Source organism: Promicromonospora citrea (assembly GCF_013004695.1).
GTDB classification, from domain to species: Bacteria; Actinomycetota; Actinomycetes; order Actinomycetales; family Cellulomonadaceae; genus Promicromonospora; species Promicromonospora citrea.
In genome coordinates, this window is record NZ_JABEMG010000011.1 from 25,477 (window position 1) to 43,490 (window position 18,014).

Sequence of the window (18,014 nt, forward strand, 5' to 3'; positions counted from 1 at the left end):
CCCGCTCACCGTCATCGCAGGTACGCCGGCCGGTCGTAGCCGCTCATCAGCGCGCGCTCGCCCTTCTTCACGAGCACCACCTGGACCGCGGTGTTCCGGTACGAGTACGACTCCGTCCCCGCACCCGACCCGTTCCTCGCCCAGCCGAGCCAGCCCTTCCCCGCCACGTGCACCCGGTAGTAGATGTCGTACTGCTTCGCCATCTCCCCGGTGAGCCGCATCTTGTACGCGGACGTGCGGTTGCTCGCGTGGAACGTGCCCGCGACCTTGGAGTCGCCGACGTACGACCGCCAGCCGTCGCCCTCCACCTTGGCCGCGACCTGGACGCTGCCGCTGTCGCTCCTGCCCTTGACGTGCACGCGGACGGCGTTGAGGCGCTGGGAGGTGTCGGTGAGCCCGGCGGTCGAGCCGCCGTGCACCAGCTTCCTCCACCCGACGGGGCGCATCCAGGGCTCCACCGTCACCTGGTCCTGGGTCGCCTTCTCGTAGAACGGCGCCGCGCCCGTGCCGGACGCCGAGGGCGACGTGCCGTGGGGCAGGAGACGCACCTGGACCGCCTCGATGCGGTAGCCGTACCCGACGGTCCCGGCGTTCTCGCCGTTCTTCGCCCAGCCGAGCCAGCCGTGCTTGGGCACCCACGCGCGGTACCAGACGTCGTAGTACGGGGCGAGCACGCCGCCGTCGTCGATCCGGAAGGCCTCGAGGCGGCGGTTCTCCCCCACGCTGCCGATGTAGTGGACGTCGCCCTTGCGCTGCAGTCCCTGCCAGCCCCGGCCCTGGACGTAGCCCTTCATCGCAAACCAGTAGTCGGGCAGGATCGGGTCACCGGCCGCGGGCTCGCCCTCGCTGAACGAGTAGCCGGCCGGCCAGGGATGGGCCGTGATCATCTCGAGAGCGTCGCCGCTGCCCGGGTCCCCGACCTCGGCCACGCCGTGCGGCCGGCAGAACCCGTAGCTGTCCGACCAGGAGGTGCCCACGGCCTTGCCGGTGGCGCAGACCTGAGGCTCCGGCCGGTCGCCGATCACGACAGAGGTCGAGACGGTCTTCGGGACCATCCGCGGACCCGTGGCCGTCACCCGGAGGGTCAGCGTGTGCTTCTCGTCGCGGGGCAGGCTGAGGTAGTAGGGGTTGTCGTCGGTCTCGGTGGCGACCAGCTTGCCCGCGCTCAGCCACTCGTACTCGTAGGACGTCGGCGCCGGCGAGAACCCGGAGACCTCCGCCTTGAGGTTCGGGTCCAGGCGGACACCGCCGAGCGCCGTGATGGTCGCCCTGCCGCCGCTGAACGCGCAGTCGCCCCCGCAGAGGCGCGCCGTCGTCGTGACGAGCGGGGCGCCCTCGAACTGCCGGTACTCCACGGTCACGTCCCGGAAGCCCGTCCCGAGCAGTGCCTGCTCCAGGGGCACGGTCTGCGCCTGTGCCGTCATCGCGGCACGACCGAGCTCGTGGCCCTGGTACAGGACGACGAGGTCGCCCATGGGCCAGCCCCCGAGGTCCTCGGTCAACGTGGCCGTCACCGGGATGCGGCCGTCGCCCGGGGTGGTGTCCTCGACGTCGGCCAGGGTGACGGCAGGAGGGGTCGGCTCCGCCTCGCCGGCGGCGGCGACCCGCAGGGTCCTGCGCGTGACCGGACCGGGGACGCCGTACCGGTCGACGCCCCGCACGTGCAGGTACCGGGTCCCCGACACGGTGGGGACCACGGGGACGGTCAGCGGTCCTGCGCCCGGCGCCGGCACGGTCTCCCAGGCCGTCGGCCGGGTCGTGCTCCCGGTCAGCGCGTACTCGACGGTGACGGCGTCGCCCCCGCGGGTGTGGTTCACGAGGAACCGGCCCGGGACACCGACCCCGCCGCGCGGCTCGCCCGCCACGTACACGGCCTCCTCGCCCAGCACGGGGACCGTGGAGACGCTCGGCGGCTGCCGGATCCCGAACCGGCACGACGCGACCGGTTCCTCGGCGAGCTCACCGTCGACGCGGAGCCGTGTCTCGAGGGTGTAGACCGTGTCGTGGTCCGCCGGAAGATCGCGCGTCAGGGACGCGACGCCGCCCTCGATCGCAGCCGGCCAGCGATCGACCACCACACCGTCCGGACGGACGATCGTGTACATCAGCGCCGTGGCAGGGGTGGGCTCCTCGAAGGTGGAGCCCCACGTGAGCGTGGCGCGGCTGCCGCCCCCGTGGAACCAGACCGGCTCGTCCGTGCAGAGCTCGCCGTTCACCGTCGTCGTGGGCGGTGCGGACTCCGGAAGGGCCGCCGGTGCCGCGGCGGCAGGGGTCACGAGCAGCCCCGCGAGCAGCGCGCTCCCGGTCAGTGCGGCAAGGGCCCGTCCGGGCGCACCGGTGGTGCCGAAGATCTTCATCGACTGTCCTCCCAAGACCCCGCGGGGTCGCCGACGACCCAGCGGAGGCGGGGGTCGGGCTGAGACTAGATGTCCGACCCGACCTGCAACAACGTCGAAGATCCACGTTCACCCGCACCGGGTCACGGCACGCGGAGGCCCGCCTCCCCGGCGAGCTCGCGCACGCGCCGCACCGCCGCGCACCGCAGCGCGACCTGCGACCCGTCGGGGAGCACGAGCCAGTGGCTGCGGGTCGCGAGCACGTGCGGCTCCCCGCTCACCAGCCCGGAGCCCGCGGGCACCGGGAGCGCGACGCCTCCGGCGACGAGCTCCACGCCCTCGCCGCCGCCCCGGAGGACGGCGGGACCGGGCGCGACGACCGTGGGCCCGAGGGGCGGCACGTCGTCGGGCAGCACCTGCACCGCGACACCGTCGGTGCCCCCGCCCGAGCGGGCACGGGCCGAGCGGACCGCGAACGACCCGAGCAGGAGGGCGGCGGGCACCGCGCACACGAGGAGACCCGCCACGACGGCGCCACCGGTCATCTCACCGGCGGCGACGCGCGCCACGAGCACGGCGGCCGCGCCGAGCGCGACGGGCAGCATCACCCAGCTCACGCGCCGGTACCAGGAAGCGGCCGGCGCGGGCGCCGCGCGGCCGGTCAGCACCCGCCACCCGGTCCAGCGCCTCCGGTCGTCGTTCTGCAGACCGACGAGCGCGACCGAGTCGGCGACCCGCCGCCAGGCACGAGCCGTCGCGCACAGCGTCACCACCAGGAGCGGCAGGACGGGCGCCGCCGTCGCCAGACCGCCGAGCCCGCCGTCCCACGACGCCGACACCGCCACGAGCGCGACCAGCACGAGCAGCGGGTAGACACCGGCGCGCACCATGTCGAGGCCGCCGCTCACGCCACCCGTGCCGCGCAGTCCGGGGAACGGCGCGAAGTCGCCGCTCTCGCGGACCCGGAAGTCGTGCTGCGCCTCGGGGTCGGGTCCCTGTCCGTCGTGCCGCCGTGCGGGCAGCGCGAGCACACGCGGGTCCCGGACCGCCCGCGACCAGGCGTGGCGCAGCCGGCGCGCCCGCCCCCAGTCCCGGCGGTACCAGAACCACCAGGCGAGCACGCCGAGCGCGAGCACGGGACCGATGACGAGCGACGGCACGTCCGCCGTCTCCCCCGGTGCCCCGGCGCCGGCCAGCACGACGAGCGGCTCGGCCAGGAGGCCGACGCCCGCCGAGACGCCCGCGAGCATGGCGGCGCCGGCGAGCAGGCGCACAGCGCCGCTGTCCCGGCGCTCGGCCCGGCCCAGGGCGTCCGCGGCGGTGTCGTACCAGTCACCGAAGGTGGCGGGCAGGGACACCTCCTCCGGGAACGGGGGCAGGCTGCGGCGGTCGCGCGCCGTCGTGCCGGCGGGAGCGGCTGCTGACGTCATCGCCTCACCCGGCCGCCGGGCCCGGCGTGCCCGGGCCGTCGAGGGGCGGCAGGTCCTCGGGCGCCGGTGCGCCGCTGAACAGCGGGTTGCCGTCCTTGTCCACCGGCGTGATGGTCGCGGGCCCTGCCATGGCGGCGAGCAGCATCCCCAGGCCACGGACCTGCGCGGGATCGGTCGAGAACCCGAGGAGCATGAGCGCGGGGCCACCGGACTTCGGTGCGGCGACGACGGCGGCGAGACCGACCGTGCGACGGACCGGCTCGACGTCGTCGGGCGCACCCGGCTCGCGGTACGTCGCCTCGTACTCCGTCGTGAGGCCGAGCGCCGGCCCGACGCCCGTCTCGAACGTCTCGGTGTACGCCTGCTCGAGGTCGATGCCCGCCTTCGCGCCGATGACGCGCCGGATGACCTCCAGCAGCGAGAGCGGGCCGTCGAAGGCCGTGACCGGGCGGACGGTCCCGATGACGTTCCAGAAGATCTCGCGGCCGAGGGCCGTCGGCCCGTCGTGCTCCGCGCCCTGGTACACGAGGCCGTGGAGGAGCACCCGCTCCCTGCGCCACATGTCGCGCCAGGACTGCAGGCCCGCCAGGAGCCTGCTCGCGTCCGCCTCGGGCAGCGGGGTGCCGACCTGCTCGAGCGCGGAGCGGATCGTACCGAGGGCCTCCTCGGCGGTCGTGGTGCCCGCGAGCTCGACCCAGTCGTCGGGCACGCGGGTGCGCAGCCGCCAGCGGGTCGGGTTGTCGGCCTCGGCCGACGTCGTGACCGTCACCGCGTGACCCCCTTCTGGTTGTCGAACGTCCCGTTCGTGTCGTTCTCCGTGTCCCACCCCATCATGCCGAGGCCGATCGGCGTGGTACCGAACCACTGACCCTGGTCGAGCATGATGTCCAGCGAGCGCCAGCCCATCTCGGCGACCGAGTCGATCGTGCCGCCCTTGGCCGCGAGCGAGAAGAAGCCGGGGATCTGGTGCCCCTGGCCGAGCAGGAACTGGCCGAACGTCGGCGCCGCCTTGCCCGCGGTCGTGGCGGCGGCCGCCGTCGCCTTGAACGTGGCACCCAGCGCGCCGACGCCGAGCGCGGTGGCGACGATACCGACGACCACCGACGGGGTGAAACCCCCCTTCCACGAACCGGCCTGTCCGGCTGCCGACAGGTAGGACGCGAGCGTGCTGCCCGCCGTGGCCGCGAGGCTGACCAGGCCGAGCACCTGGGCGCCAGGGATGGGCAGGAGCGCGAGGATGCCGGTCACCAGGGCGACGACGTTGAGGATGTTGGAGATGAGGTTGAGGAGACCCGCGTTCTCCGCCGCCCACTCGAGGATCATGTCCCCGATGTCGGACACCCAGTCGCCGAGGTCCTCGAACCGGTCGCCGACCCAGTCCACCGCCTTGTCCCACCAGGACGGGTCGTCGGGCGCCATCGCGGCGGCGGTGTCGAACTCGTCGAGCAGCGTGCGCGACGCCGCGTCGTAGCTCCGCACGAGCTGCTCGATCTCGCGCCAGACGCCGTCGACGTGCTGCTGCGCCGAGTCCAGCGCCTCGCGGGCCTGGCCGCGCTCGCGCGCGTTCTGCTCGTACCGCTGGTGCTCGGCGTCGGTGGCGTCGTCGTCGGGGCGCGGGAGGTCCTCGAAGCCGTGGTACCGGCGCTCCGCCGCGTCCCGCGCGGCCTTGGCCTCACCGAGCCGCCGGTCCAGGTCGTTGGCGTCGGTGCGGAAGGTCGAGAGCTTCGTCGCCCAGGTCTCGAGCGCCCCGGCGGCCTTGCGGAACGCGCCCTCGGCCTCGGAGACCTTGGGCCGGAAGTCGTCGTGCAGCATGGACCGGAACGCGATGGCGGTCTCGCCGAACCACTCGCCCTCGTTGACGCTCTCGAGGAGGAACGTGACGCGCTCGAGCGTCTCGTGGCCGCCGGTCAGGCCGGTCGCCAGGCTGCCGGTGACGGTGTGGTCGCCCGGGGCGGGGTCGTACCCGATGTGCTCGTACTGGACCATCACTCGCCTCCCAGCGCCTTGGCGAGGTCGGCGTCGACCTTCGCGAAGCCCTCGCGGATGATCCGGAGCTGCTCCTGAGCGTTGCCGGTCGCCTCGCACATCTGGTCGATGCTGTAGTCCCAGCGGTCCTTGAAGTGGGCGACCTTCTCGACCAGCTCGGGCTCGCCGACCGCCGACGGGTCGGCCTTCTTGATCGCGTTCAGCGGGTCGTACAGCCGGTCCTTCATCTGTCCCAGGTCGTTCTCGACCTGGGCCAGGAACGCGTCGTTCATCACGAGGTCGCCGCCCATGGTGCCCTTTCTCGGATCCTGCGTGCCGCCCGGTGCGGACACGACAAGGCCATGGCCTGCCGTTGCCGAGGCGGGTCATGGCCGGTAGGTGCTGCTCATCTTCTGCTGGGCACAGGATCGCAGCACCGCCGGAGGCCGACAACGGGGAGAACTCCCCGTCCCCTGGGTGTCCCCGGGAAACGTTCAGGGACGGACCGGGGGATCACCCGATGGTGTCCCGGAGCCGCGGTGCCTACCGTCGATGACATGAGCACACAGACCCTCTCCCGCCCCCTCGACGACCGCATGATCGGTGGCGTCTGCGCCGGCATCGCCCGACGCTTCGGCTGGCGCACGTCCACCGTCCGGATCCTGACGGCCGCCTCGATCCTCATCCCCGGCCCCCAGGTGCTGGCCTACCTCATCGCCTGGGCGGTGATCCCCGGCGAGCGCCGCACCCAGGCGGTCTGACGCCGGCCCGGGTGGCCAACCTTTTCACCCGGGCCTCTGGCGTGTCGCGGCAGGCATCTGCAAGGCTTGCAGCAAGATCCGGAAACGGCCGTGCAGCGCCGCACGCGCCCTGCCGGGAACGCCGCAAAGGAGCCGCCATGACGCGTCGCTCGCACGCGCCCCGACGACTGCTCGCCACCCTCACGACGATCGCCACCGCCCTCACGCTCGGCCTGGTGGCCGGCGCCCCCGCCGCCGAGCGCGCCGAGGCCGCGACGCCCCGCCACGGCGACGGCGACGTCATCCTCAACCTGTTCCAGTGGACCTGGGACTCCGTCGCCGCGGAGTGCCGCGACGTGATCGGCCCGGCCGGGTTCGGCTACGTGCAGGTCTCGCCGCCGATGGAGCACATCCGCGGCACCCAGTGGTGGACCTCGTACCAGCCGGTCAGCTACCGGATCGAGTCGAAGCTGGGCACACGGTCCGAGTTCGCCGCCATGGTCGCGGCGTGCGACGCCGCCGGTGTCGGCGTCATCGCGGACGCCGTCGTCAACCACATGGCCGGTGCCGGGCAGTCCGGCACGGGCGTGGCCGGGACGGAGTTCTCCGACGACCACTTCGCCGGGACCTACGGCGCCGCCGACTTCAACGACTGCCGCACGGACATCAGCGACTACACCGACCGCTACCAGGTGCAGCACTGCCGGCTGGTCTCCCTCCAGGACCTGCGCACCGGCTCCGGCTCCGTGCGCGACCGCATCGCGGCGTACCTCGACGACCTCGTGTCGCTCGGGGTCGACGGCTTCCGCATCGACGCCTCGAAGCACGTCCCGGCGTCGGACCTCGAGGCGATCAAGGCGCGCATGCGGAACCCGGGCGTGTTCTGGGTGCACGAGGTGATCGGCGCGGCGGGCGAGCCGATCCGCCCCTCGGAGTACCTCGGCAGCGGCGACTCCCACGAGTTCGAGTACGCGCGCCGGCTCAGGCACGACTTCGACGGCCAGATCAAGAACCTGCGCTACATCGGCGACGGCACGCTGCCCTGGGACCGCGCGGGCGTCTTCGTCGACAACCACGACACCGAGCGCAACGGCGAGTCGATGAACTACCGGTGGGGAGCCAAGTACGTCCTGGCGAACACGTTCCTGCTCTCGTGGCCGTACGGTTCGCCCACCGTGTACTCGGGCTACGAGTTCTCGGACACCGACGCCGGGGCGCCCGGCGCCACCGCGACCAGCGTGCCCGACGCCACCTGCGGTGCCGGCCGGTGGACCTGCACGCAGCGGTGGACCGAGATCCGCGGGATGGTCGGTTTCCACAACGCCGTGAGCGGCACCGAGGTCACGAACTGGTGGGACGACGGCGACAACCTCGTCGCCTACGGTCGTGGCGCGAAGGGGTACGTCGTGCTCAACAACACCGGCTCCACCGTGCAGCGGTCGTTCCAGACGTCGCTGCCCGCGGGGACGTACTGCGACGTGGTCGCGGCGGCGGACTGCTCGGTGCAGCGGACCGTGGACGGCGACGGGTGGTTCACGGCGTCGATCCCCGCGTACGGAGCCCTCGCGATCCACGTGGGGGCGCGGGCCTGACCCCGGGAGGGCGGCTGTCTCGCGGAGACGTGTCGCGCTCGGTAGACCGTGTCTACCCAGCGCGACACGTCTTCGCGCTGAAGACCCAGCCGGCCGCCTTTTCGGCGGCCGGTCACGAGCGATCGGCAACCACGACCTCGACCTACTTCGGCGCGATCGGCAGGTCGTCCTGCAGACCCTCGATGTACTCCGCAGCCCACGGCTGGTCCCAGGAACGATCGGCAAGGACCCGCGAGAGCGAGTCAGCCGGCGCGAGGCCCAGAGCCGAGATCTCAGCAATCGCATTCAGCTGAGCTTCCAGTGCCGTTTCTGAGTCCTCCAGCGAGATCACCGCGTCGAGGGCACGACTGATGACGGCGGCGTGGTGCGGTTCGAGAGCGCTCGAGACCCAACCCGCCACCTTCTCGGCAGCCAGTTCACGGTCACGAGGCGTCGATGATGCCAGTTCGGAGAGGAGGGTCCTGATCGTTTGAACGTCGTCTGCCATCTGCGCTCCTGTCAGCTCCAGGGAAGAGGAACATCGGACGGCCACGGAATGTGCGTCGCGTTTGCCTGTTCCGGGTTGTAGTGAGGGCTGTTCGGGTTGTGCGCCTGCGGATGCGCGAACCCACCGCCCTCCATCTCGTACTTGTTACCGACTCGGTAACGATAGATCGGGCCTTCAGCCGCGTTCGACCCCGGCGGAGCGGTGCCGTCGGCGTCGTGTGCGCGGAAACGATGCGTCTTCCCGTCTTCGGTCCACTTGAAGTGCACGCCCTTCTGCGCGCCTCCCCCGGAGTGCGGAGTGAAGGGAAGCATCTCTGCGTCGTCGGGCACGCGTGCCATCGGGCTGTTCGGGGCGTTGCGAGCCGCAAGGACTTCGTCAGGCCATCCCTGTGGACCGCCGTGGTTGTTGTGGACCAGGACCGGGAGGTCTCCGGCCAGGACGTAGTAGGTGTGGGTGTCCTCGACGTGGAAGTTGTAGACCTGCTCGATGTCGACCAGGTCGCGCTCCTCGACCTCGACGGCCTGCACGGTCGCGGTCCCCTCGACAGTGACCAGGACGTCCCCCACACGCAGGTTCCCGGCCATCTGCCACCCACGGTCCGCGGTCATGAACGGGTGCTCGGCCGTGGTCGAGATCCGCTGCCCACCGATGGTCAGGTGGTACAGCACCAGGGTCTGGTGCACGAACGTCTCGGCCACCAGTGCCAGCTCGTCCGTGCCGGTGTCCAGGTTGCGGGTCCAGACCTTGTCCCCGACCCGGATCTCCTCGATCGGCCTGGGACCGTCCACGGTCAGCACCGGGGTCCCGGCCACGAAGCAGGCCCCGAACCCGAGCTTGCACCACCCCTTCTTCATCCCCTGCTTGAACGCCCCCTTGGCGATGGACTTCGACAGGCCCATCGCTGCCTTGGCCGCACCACCCAGACCGATCAGAGACAACGCCGCACCCGCGATCGCGATCCCCGCCTCGGCCCACGACCGCTCACCCGTCGCAGCAAGAGTGATGTTCGCCACCGCCGACACGATCGCCGCGACCGCCGCGATCACGATCAACACCCCCGCCAACGCCTGCCCCACCACCGGGATGAACGCCACCACGATCGCCAGCACCCCCGCGATCGTGGAGACCATGTCCGCGATATCCGCGATCGCCGCAACCAGCTTCGAACCCCAGTTGTCCCACCAGCTGTCATTCAGATCATCAGACGAGGTGATCTCCTCGATCCGATCCATCGCCGCACCCGCCGCCCGATCCCGATCCGAGACCGCCGACTCGATCGTCGACCTGGCCCCAGAGACCACACCCTGCGCCTGCGCGGCCTGATCACCCGCCTGGGACGCCTTACGCGCAAACTCCTGCTTCTCCACCGGATCCTTCGCACCATCGGCCAGCTCCTGCCACCGATCCCGCGACCCCGACGCCGCATGAACCTGATCCTGCGCATCCCGCGCCCGATCAAGAGCCGCCAACGTCTCGGCCTGCACCCGCTCCAACGCCGAGGCATACCCCACCAACGCCTCACCAGCAGCCACATACCGCGCATGCGCCTGACGGATCTCGCTGACGGTGTCCTCCTTGGCACCCATCAACGCATCCACCGCCTGCGACACCGTCCCGGCCACATCAAGACGACTCATCGCCCCCGCGGCGTTGTCGATCGAGCGGGCCACCTCCCGATACTCCTGCCCACCCGCCAGCACCAGCACCGGATCACCCGGCGTCGGATCCGCATCCAACCCCACCGGCGACCAATCCGACGGCCTCGACATCAGCGCACCCCTTCGCTCGAGCGGACAGGACCTCCGACCTGGAACGATATGGCGTCACCCCACGGCTTGACCATGGATAAGACTCCCCATCGAACTAGGGTGAGCGGGTGACCGTCCTCGCCGAGCTCCGAGCCCTGCTGCGCCTGTCCGGCTTCCGCAAGCTCTTCGCGGTCCGGCTCGTCTCCCAGGCGGGCGACGGCATGTTCCAGGTCGGGCTCGCGAACCTGCTCTTCTTCTCCCCCGAGTCGCAGGGGTCGGCGGGTGCGATCGCCGGCGCCTTCGCCATCATGCTCGCGCCGTTCACGATCGTCGGGCCGTTCGCCGGCGTGTTCCTCGACCGCTGGCAGCGGCGGCAGGTGCTGGTCCTCGGCAACGCGGTGCGCGTCGTCGTCACCGGGACCATGGCGGTGCTGATGCTGACCCAGGGCGTCACGCCCGCCATCTACGTGCTGGGCCTGGCCGCGCTGAGCGTCAACCGCTTCCTGCTGGCCGGCCTGTCAGCAGGCCTGCCCCGCGTCGTCCAGGGCGACCTGCTGCTCACCGCCAACGCCCTCACACCTACCCTCGGCGCGGGCGCGGCGTTCCTCGGGGGCGGCGTCGGCTTCCTGCTCGGCCTGATGATGCCGGCCGGGCGCGTGCAGGACGCGACGGCGCTGGCCTGCGCGTGCGTCGTCATGGGCTGCGCCTCGCTGCTGGGCCTGCGGATGTCGCGCACGCTGCTGGGCCCGGTGCGCCCAGCCGTCGGTTCGATCCGCAACGACCTGCTGGCCGTGACCCGCGGCCTCGCCGACGGCGCCCGCTACCTCACCGCCCGCCGCACCCCGGGCCAGGCGCTGCTGGTCATGGCGCTGCACCGCTTTCTCTACGGCGTGGTCTTCATCGCGTCCATCCTCATGTCGCGCAACCTCCTGGCCGCGCCCGGCGACAGCACCGGGGGGCTCGCGACCTTCGCGACGGTCATCGGGGCCACCGGCGTCGGCGGCGGGCTGGCGATCCTGCTCACGGCCGTGCTCGCGCGGCGCATGGCGCCGCAGACGTGGATCGCCGTCATGCTGCTCCTGGCCGGCCTGTCGCAGCTCGTCCTCGTCCCGGAACCGGGCTTCGGCACCGTGGTCGCCGCGGCGGGCCTGCTGGGGCTCGCGGCCCAGGGCGCGAAGATCGCCGTCGACACCATCGTCCAGCGCGACTCCGAGGACGTGTACCGCGGCCGCGCGTTCGCCTTCTACGACGTCCTCTACAACGCGGCGTTCGTGGGCGCCGCGGCCCTCGCCGCCTTCCTCGTGCCCGACGTCGGCTGGTCGCCCGGGCTCTTCGTCGCGCTCTCCGTCGCGTACCTGGCCACGGCCCTCCTGTTCGGGCTCAAGGGCGCTCGCACAGCGGTCCTGGTCCGGCAACCCGACACAGGGTGAATTATGGATGAGGTCTGGTCTCTAGAGGCTGAGATGCCTGTTTTGGCCGCAGAACGGTGCAAGGATTGATGCACTTACCTACAGAGGGACTGGAGGCATCAGTACATGTCCGACGCACCCGCCGTCACCCCCACGCCCACCTGGGGTGAGGTGTTCCCCTGGTTCCGCGAGGTCATGGCAGAGGACGACGCCTGGTACGTGGGTCAGGTCGACAGCAAGACCGACATCGGTGTCGCCCGCCTCGCGGACGCCGCCGTGTCGCGCCTCAAGTCGCTCCCCGTGGGCCGGCTCTACCCCGCAGTGCGGCGGGTGGAACGGCTCGACGACCTCACCTGGCCCAAGCACCGGCTGCTCAACGCGCTGCACCGCGGTGGCTGCTTCACCGGTGACGACCTCTCCTACATGGTCATCGCGGAGATGCTCTCGTGGGAGTCGGTCGGCCCCGTGATCGTGAAGCAGATCCTGGAGGTCATCGCACTCGAGGAGATCCGAGCGAGCTCGGCGAGGTAGCACCTGCCACTCGTCGGGCGTCCGCCACACGACGGGCAGCGACCACCGCGAACGGCACCACGGCGAGCAGCAGCCCGCCCTGCACGACCTGGACAGCACGGTACGTCTCGCTCCAGACCTCTGCCGCGCCGACCGCCCCCGCGATCCCGAGCACGCCGAAGACGCCGGCCAGGACCGCACCGACCCGACGGGTCACCGCCGAGGGCCACCCGCACAGCAGCGCCGCCGCGACGGCGAGCAGGTTGAGCACCAGGACCACCAGGTAGGAACCCATCATCCCGGGCACCGGCCCGCCGTACGGCATCATCGCGATGACCGGCTCGAGCACGCTGCCCCAGACGACGTAGAGCGCCGCACCGGCGAGCACGACCCAGAAGCCGGTGCGGCGCGCCGACGTCGGCTCGTGCAGGAGCCGGGCGAGCAGCGCGCCGACGAGCACGAGCCCCAGCTCGAGCATGGCGAGGAGCGTGCCGAGCAGGAGCTCGGGCCGCGCGCCCTGCACCAGCTGGACGGCTGCCGTGCCGACCTGCAGGAGCAGGTGCAGGCCCACGACGACGATGACGGCGGTCAGGACCCGGCGGGCCCGCAGCACCGTGACGCCGACCGCGAGGACGATGGTCCCGGCCATGGCCGCGTTCTCGATCACGTAGACGGTGTTGCCCGTCGTGAAGCCGAGGTCGAGCTCCGTCCCTGGCACCAGCAGGCGCAGCGGCACCGACATCCACACGGCGACGGCGAGGAGCAGGAGGCTCAGGGCGGCGGGGCGCCGTCCGGCGTCGGGCAGGCTCTTCATGCCCACACTCTTGCAGACCACGGCGTCGTCGCGTGGCGCGAAGCACGGGTGAAGGGCGTCCGGGGGCACGCTGTGGACGGATCCGCGGGGGTGTCGGAGGCGCGTGGAACCATGGAGGGGTGTCAGCGTCCCTGCCCGTGCCCCGCGTCCACCCCGCGGCGATCAAGCTCCTGGTGGGCAGCGGGGCGTACCTGCGCGGCGAGGACTACCAGCAGCAGGGGCGCGTCATCTCGTGGGAGTGGGTGCCCGACGAGCACCTCCTCGTCTCCTGGGTGCGGGGCAGCGGGCGCAGCGCCTACTCGTGCTCGGTCGAGCTCGCGGCGGACGGGAACGGCGGGGGCGTCGTCGTCGGCACCGACTGCACGTGCCCCGTCGGGTCGGCCTGCAAGCACGTGGCGGCCACGCTCCTCGAGGCGGGCACGGACGGCCTGGCATCGCTGGTGCGCAGCGCGTCGTCGCTGAGCCGCGCGCCGCAGGTGCCCGCCTGGAAGGCGGCGGTCGAGCGGCTCGTCCCGGCCGCGCCGGCACCCGGCACGGGGCCGGACGAGGCCGCTCCGCAGCTCGCGCTCCAGTTCCGGGTGGACGGCACGGCGTCGTCGGACAACCTGTCGCTCTCCGTGCGCCCCGTGGAGCGCAACGGTCGCGGCGCGTGGGTCGGCGGCTCGGCCTCCTGGAACTACATCCGCAACGGCTTCCTGCGCGGCATCGACCCGGAGGTCCGGGAGTGGTTCACGACGCTCGACTCCCTGCGCGCGACCAGCCCGCGCGGCTACGGCTTCGTCAGTGCGGGTGACTGGCTGAACCTCGACGACGTGCTGCCCCGCCCCTTCTGGCGGCACCTCGCCGACGCGGCGGACCTCGGCATCGAGCTCGTCGCCAAGTCGAAGCGGGACACCGTGCGCGTCGCCCGCGAGGCCTCCGTCGCCCTGGACCTCTCGCTGCCCGACGGCGGCGCACGCCTCGAGCGGACGGTCGCCTTCGACGGCGTGACGACCCGCGCGACCACCGTGGGCACGCTGGGCAGGCACGGCCTGTTCGCGGTCGAGGAGTCGCCGTCCGGCCGCACCGTCGTCCTGGGCCCGACGCCTGCCCCGCTCACCGACCAGGAGCACGCAGCGGTCCACCTCGCCGACGTCGCCGTCCCGCCCGACGCCGTCGACGAGTTCCTGGCCGACTACCTGCCGCGGCTGCGTCGCGAGGTGCGCGTGCGCGCCGACGACGACGTTCCGCTGCCCGAGCTGCCCCGGCCGCAGCTCGTCCTCGCGGTCGAGGCGCCGTCGCCCGCGGAGCTCCGGGTCCGGTGGTGGTGGGCCTACCCGCCGTCGGACGCCGAGTACCCGCTGACGACGGCGCTCGAGCCCGGTGCGGAGCTGCGGGACCTGGAGGCCGAGTCCGCCACCGTCTGCGCGGTCGTCGACGCGGTGCGCGAGGTCCCCGGCTTCGCGCACTTCCGGGTGGCTCCCGAGGTCTTCCGCGACCTGCAGGCGATGGACTTCGCCACGACGGTGCTGCCCGTGCTCCGCGAGCTGCCCGACGTGCGCGTCGAGAGCGCCGACCTGCCCGAGTACGCCGGGCTGGAAGCCACGCCTGTCGTCAGCATGCGCGCGTCCGACAGCGAGGACCTGGACTGGTTCGACCTCGGCGTCATGGTCACGGTCGACGGTCGCGAGATCCCGTTCGGCCCGGTGTTCGACGCGCTGGCCCGGGGCAAGCGGCGGTTCATGCTGACCGACGGGACGTGGCTGCGCACCGACCTGCCCGTGTTCGCGCGGCTCCGGGCCCTCATCGAGGAGGCGCGGCGGCTGTCCGACCGGCCGGGGAAGCTCCGCATCAGCCGGTTCAACGCCGGGCTGTGGGCCGAGCTCGAGGAGGTCGCCGACGTCGTCGAGCAGTCCGACCGGTGGCGGCGTTCCGTGACCGACCTGGTCCGCCTGACCGACGAGGGCGTGGACGGGCCCGGACCGCTGGCACCGCCGGTGGGGCTCAAGGCGGAGCTGCGTCCTTACCAGCAGCGCGGTTTCGAGTGGCTGACCTTCCTGTGGCGGCACGGGCTCGGCGGGATCCTCGCCGACGACATGGGGCTCGGCAAGACGATCCAGACCCTCGCGTTCATGGCGCAGGCCCGCGAGGAGGCCGCCGACAGCGACCGTCCGCCGTTCCTGGTGGTCGCACCGGCCTCGGTGGTGGGCAACTGGGTGGCGGAGGCCGCCCGGTTCACGCCGGACCTGCGTGTGGTGGCCCTGCCGACGACGGCGCGCAAGGCCGGTGTGACCGTGGCGGAGGTCGCGCGGGGCGCCGACGTCGTCGTGACGTCCTACGCGATCTTCCGGCTCGACCATGACGCGTTCGCCGGCGTCGGCTGGAGCGGGCTGGTGCTGGACGAGGCCCAGTTCGCGAAGAACCACCAGACCCGGGCCAACGAGGCGGCGCGCCGCCTCAAGGCGCCCTTCAAGCTGGCCATCACGGGCACGCCGCTCGAGAACAACCTCATGGAGCTGTGGGCGATGCTCGCGATCGTCGCGCCGGGGCTGTACGGGTCGGCGTCGAAGTTCCGGGAGGACTACGTCAAACCCGTCTCCGGTGAGGGCGACTCCGGCCCGCTGCTCGCGCGGCTCCGTCGCCGCATCCGTCCGCTCATGCTGCGCCGCACCAAGGAGCAGGTGGCGCCGGAGCTGCCCGAGCGGCAGGAACAGGTGCTGCGCGTCCCGCTCGACGCGGCCCACCGTCGGCTCTACGACACCCACCTGCAGCGGGAGCGGTCGCGCCTGCTCGGGCTGCTCGACTCGTTCGACGAGAACCGGGTCGCCGTGTTCCGCGGCCTGACCACGCTGCGACGTCTGGCCCTCGACGCCTCCCTCGTGGATCCCGAGTACGAGGGTGTGCCGTCGGCGAAGCTCGAGCTGCTGGCCGAGCAGCTCGCGGAGGTCACGGCCGAGGGGCACCGCGCGCTCGTCTTCTCCCAGTTCACGTCGTTCCTGTCCAAGGCGGCCGAGGTGTGCGACCAGCTGGGCATCCCCTACGAGTACCTCGACGGGTCCACGCGCAGGAGACCCGAGGTGATCGCCCGCTTCAAGGACGGTTCGGCGCCGGTGTTCCTGATCAGCCTCAAGGCGGGCGGGTTCGGGCTGAACCTCACCGAGGCCGACTACGTGTACCTCCTCGACCCGTGGTGGAACCCCGCCACCGAGATGCAGGCGATCGACCGCACCCACCGCATCGGTCAGACGCGCAACGTCATGGTGTTCCGGATGGTCTCCGAGCACACCATCGAGGACAAGGTGATGGCGCTCAAGGAGCGCAAGGCCCGTCTGTTCGACGCGGTGCTGAGCGACGACGCCGAGGTGTTCTCCGGGGCGCTCGGTGCGGACGACATCCGGGCGCTGCTGGACGGCTGACCTGCCCGTTCCCGGTACGGTGAGGCCCGTGTCCGACGTCGCTGACCTGATCGGGGCGGTCGCCAGCCTGCTGTGGCCCCTGCTCGTGATCGTCGTGCTGCTGGTGTTCGGCGGTCAGCTGCTGGCGAAGCTGCGCAGCTCCGCCGACGTGACGCTGGAGATCGGCGGCCAGCGCCTCAACTTCAGGCAGGCGGCGGACCAGCAGGCCGACATGATCTCCGACCTGCAGCTCGAGCTCGCCTCCCTGAAGCGCAGGCTGGAGGCCGCGGAGCAGGCGGGTCCGGGCGCGACGGCGGTGCCTGCGGACGAGGACCCGGCCGACGACGCGTGGGGCTCGGGCGATCAGCCGGCCCCTGGCGGCGGAGCGACTCCACGGTCGATCCTCTGGGTCGACGACCACCCGGAGAACAACGTGATGCTCGCCGAGACGTGGCGCAGGGATGGCATCCACGTCGAGATCGCGCGCTCGACCTCGGACGCCCTGCGCCTGCTCGACCAGCGGCGGTACGGGCTCGTCATCTCGGACATGGTCCGCACCGAGTCCGACACCGAGGTGCCGGACGCCGGCCTCCAGCTGCTCCACCAGGTGCGCGCCCGGGACACCGCGACGCCGTTCGCGCTCTACGGCAATGTCGGCCTCTACGCGGACGCGGCACGGGCCGCCGGCGTGACGCTCGTGACGAGGTCGACCTTCGAGCTCGTCGAGTACGTGAGCGGGCTGGGGATCGTGACGGGCTGAGCCGCCGGCTCCCCGCTCAGCGGTGGAGGAGGGCCTGGAGCTCGCCGATGCGGATCTGGGTGGAGTTGGACTGCGGCGGCACTTCGATCTGGCCGCTTTGGCCTCCACCCTGCCATTCGACGACCCAGTACGCCGTGCCTGTCAGAGTGAGCACGCCCGGCGTTCTGTTTAGATCAGCACCGAATCCACAAGTAGGCGACGGCTCCGCCGTATTCCGTCCGTCGAAAGGAGTCCCGGCAGCGTTCGCGCCCTCACATGAGATTGACCCCACGATCGCACCGTCACTCGATGTCAGAGTCCATTCGACTCGATTCAACGTACCAGTCGCGGTGACAGACAGGCCGCCATCGCTTGCCGAACGGGTGATAGGTCCGACAGTGTTCTCGGCACGATCAGCGATCCACAACCAGACCGGTAGACCGATCGTCCCCACCGAGGCGATGTTGCTCGCCGAGGCGGGAGGTGTAGAACCGATCTCGCCCATCGTCAGGCCCATCGAGGCTACGGCTCGACGAGCTAGCTCCTCGGCTGATGGACCGGCTGCCGCCGGACCGCTTGGCGCCCAATCAAGGTGCGCGTCGGGACACGGATCCGGCCCACCGACGCAGTCGATAGGACTGCACTCGACGATCACTCCGTCCGTATGTTCACCCCAAACGTCCTGGTGCACATTTGGATCGTCCGTCACGACCCGAACGTAGCAATACCCGTCCCACACTCCGAACTCGGAGGTACAAGGGATTTCGCGACCTTCCAGCCGACAGGTCCGCGGTCCCTGGTTGTCTCCCCCACCCTCTCCATCACCGTCGCCACCTCCACCACCGCCATCTTCGTCTTCGCAGATCGTTA

At 71.6% G+C, this 18,014-nt stretch carries 15 protein-coding genes; 6 read left to right on the forward strand and 9 right to left on the reverse strand.

Annotated features, from left to right (window positions below; translation table 11 throughout):
- Positions 1 to 11 precede the first annotated feature (11 nt).
- The 5 genes from HLB15_RS04045 to HLB15_RS04065 all read right to left on the reverse strand — a co-directional run bounded on the left by HLB15_RS04045 (position 12) and on the right by HLB15_RS04065 (position 6,042).
- The gene (locus tag HLB15_RS04045; protein ID WP_171103934.1) at positions 12 to 2,357 is read right to left on the reverse strand and encodes a hypothetical protein; all 2,346 of its coding nucleotides are present in this window, start codon (positions 2,355 to 2,357) and stop codon (positions 12 to 14) included.
- A gap of 122 nt (positions 2,358 to 2,479) precedes the next feature.
- A complete protein-coding gene (locus HLB15_RS04050) occupies positions 2,480 to 3,766 on the reverse strand; it encodes a hypothetical protein (protein WP_171103936.1) in 1,287 nt (428 codons plus the stop codon).
- A 4-nt stretch (positions 3,767 to 3,770) separates the two neighbouring features.
- Positions 3,771 to 4,535, reverse strand: coding sequence for a hypothetical protein (locus tag HLB15_RS04055; RefSeq protein WP_171103939.1), 765 nt, complete (start codon positions 4,533 to 4,535; stop codon positions 3,771 to 3,773).
- Positions 4,532 to 5,752 carry a putative T7SS-secreted protein gene (locus HLB15_RS04060; RefSeq protein ID WP_171103941.1) on the reverse strand — a complete coding sequence of 407 codons (1,221 nt, stop codon included), beginning with the start codon at positions 5,750 to 5,752 and terminating at the stop codon, positions 4,532 to 4,534. Before HLB15_RS04060 ends, HLB15_RS04055 begins: the two co-directional genes overlap by 4 nt.
- The gene (locus HLB15_RS04065) at positions 5,752 to 6,042 is read right to left on the reverse strand and encodes a hypothetical protein (RefSeq protein ID WP_171103943.1); all 291 of its coding nucleotides are present in this window, start codon (positions 6,040 to 6,042) and stop codon (positions 5,752 to 5,754) included. The genes HLB15_RS04060 and HLB15_RS04065 overlap by 1 nt, the downstream gene beginning before the upstream one ends.
- Positions 6,043 to 6,288: 246 nt before the next feature.
- Between HLB15_RS04065 and HLB15_RS04070 the strand changes: the two genes are divergently transcribed.
- Entirely contained in the window at positions 6,289 to 6,492 is a 204-nt protein-coding gene (locus HLB15_RS04070; protein WP_171103945.1) for a PspC domain-containing protein, read from the forward strand.
- Positions 6,493 to 6,629: 137 nt separating this feature from the next.
- Positions 6,630 to 8,063, forward strand: a complete 1,434-nt coding sequence (locus tag HLB15_RS04075; protein WP_171103948.1) for an alpha-amylase — start codon at positions 6,630 to 6,632, stop codon at positions 8,061 to 8,063.
- 142 nt (positions 8,064 to 8,205) lie between these two features.
- On the opposite strand, the gene HLB15_RS04080 is transcribed toward HLB15_RS04075, so the two are convergent.
- Complete coding sequence (locus HLB15_RS04080) at positions 8,206 to 8,550, reverse strand: hypothetical protein (RefSeq protein ID WP_171103950.1); 345 nt, start codon at positions 8,548 to 8,550, stop codon at positions 8,206 to 8,208.
- A gap of 11 nt (positions 8,551 to 8,561) precedes the next feature.
- Positions 8,562 to 10,319, reverse strand: a complete 1,758-nt coding sequence (locus HLB15_RS24450; RefSeq protein ID WP_171103952.1) for a polymorphic toxin type 30 domain-containing protein — start codon at positions 10,317 to 10,319, stop codon at positions 8,562 to 8,564.
- 107 nt (positions 10,320 to 10,426) lie between these two features.
- Here HLB15_RS24450 and HLB15_RS04090 point away from each other — a divergent pair, with 107 nt between their 5' ends.
- Together HLB15_RS04090 and HLB15_RS04095 are read left to right on the forward strand one after the other, a co-directional pair.
- Entirely contained in the window at positions 10,427 to 11,728 is a 1,302-nt protein-coding gene (locus tag HLB15_RS04090) for an MFS transporter (RefSeq protein WP_171103954.1), read from the forward strand.
- Positions 11,729 to 11,833: 105 nt separating this feature from the next.
- The gene (locus tag HLB15_RS04095; RefSeq protein ID WP_171103956.1) at positions 11,834 to 12,238 is read left to right on the forward strand and encodes a hypothetical protein; all 405 of its coding nucleotides are present in this window, start codon (positions 11,834 to 11,836) and stop codon (positions 12,236 to 12,238) included.
- Here the strand turns inward: HLB15_RS04095 and HLB15_RS04100 are convergent.
- Positions 12,198 to 13,031: a hypothetical protein gene (locus HLB15_RS04100; protein WP_171103957.1), complete on the reverse strand. Its 834-nt coding sequence runs from the start codon at positions 13,029 to 13,031 to the stop codon at positions 12,198 to 12,200. The genes HLB15_RS04095 and HLB15_RS04100 overlap by 41 nt on opposite strands.
- Before the next feature lie 119 nt (positions 13,032 to 13,150).
- Between HLB15_RS04100 and HLB15_RS04105 the strand changes: the two genes are divergently transcribed.
- Both HLB15_RS04105 and HLB15_RS04110 read left to right on the forward strand, forming a co-directional pair.
- Entirely contained in the window at positions 13,151 to 16,426 is a 3,276-nt protein-coding gene (locus HLB15_RS04105; RefSeq protein ID WP_171103959.1) for a DEAD/DEAH box helicase, read from the forward strand.
- Positions 16,427 to 16,454: 28 nt separating this feature from the next.
- On the forward strand, positions 16,455 to 17,165 hold the full coding sequence (locus HLB15_RS04110) for a DNA-binding transcriptional response regulator (protein WP_171103962.1): 711 nt from the start codon (positions 16,455 to 16,457) through the stop codon (positions 17,163 to 17,165).
- Between the two features lie 16 nt (positions 17,166 to 17,181).
- Here the strand turns inward: HLB15_RS04110 and HLB15_RS04115 are convergent, their stop codons facing one another.
- Positions 17,182 to 17,319 carry a hypothetical protein gene (locus HLB15_RS04115; protein ID WP_171103964.1) on the reverse strand — a complete coding sequence of 46 codons (138 nt, stop codon included), beginning with the start codon at positions 17,317 to 17,319 and terminating at the stop codon, positions 17,182 to 17,184.
- Positions 17,320 to 18,014: the final 695 nt, after the last annotated feature.

Excerpts from the sequence above, each read along its gene's own strand:
- HLB15_RS04045 (WP_171103934.1), bottom strand. The coding sequence starts at position 2,357 with ATGAAGATCTTCGGCACCACCGGTGCGCCCGGACGGGCCCTTGCCGCA.
- HLB15_RS04050 (WP_171103936.1), bottom strand. The coding sequence starts at position 3,766 with ATGACGTCAGCAGCCGCTCCCGCCGGCACGACGGCGCGCGACCGCCGC.
- HLB15_RS04060 (WP_171103941.1), bottom strand. The coding sequence starts at position 5,752 with ATGGTCCAGTACGAGCACATCGGGTACGACCCCGCCCCGGGCGACCAC.
- HLB15_RS04065 (WP_171103943.1), bottom strand. The coding sequence starts at position 6,042 with ATGGGCGGCGACCTCGTGATGAACGACGCGTTCCTGGCCCAGGTCGAG.
- HLB15_RS04070 (WP_171103945.1), top strand. The coding sequence starts at position 6,289 with ATGAGCACACAGACCCTCTCCCGCCCCCTCGACGACCGCATGATCGGT.
- HLB15_RS04075 (WP_171103948.1), top strand. The coding sequence starts at position 6,630 with ATGACGCGTCGCTCGCACGCGCCCCGACGACTGCTCGCCACCCTCACG.
- HLB15_RS04080 (WP_171103950.1), bottom strand. The coding sequence starts at position 8,550 with ATGGCAGACGACGTTCAAACGATCAGGACCCTCCTCTCCGAACTGGCA.
- HLB15_RS24450 (WP_171103952.1), bottom strand. The coding sequence starts at position 10,319 with ATGTCGAGGCCGTCGGATTGGTCGCCGGTGGGGTTGGATGCGGATCCG.
- HLB15_RS04095 (WP_171103956.1), top strand. The coding sequence starts at position 11,834 with ATGTCCGACGCACCCGCCGTCACCCCCACGCCCACCTGGGGTGAGGTG.
- HLB15_RS04100 (WP_171103957.1), bottom strand. The coding sequence starts at position 13,031 with ATGAAGAGCCTGCCCGACGCCGGACGGCGCCCCGCCGCCCTGAGCCTC.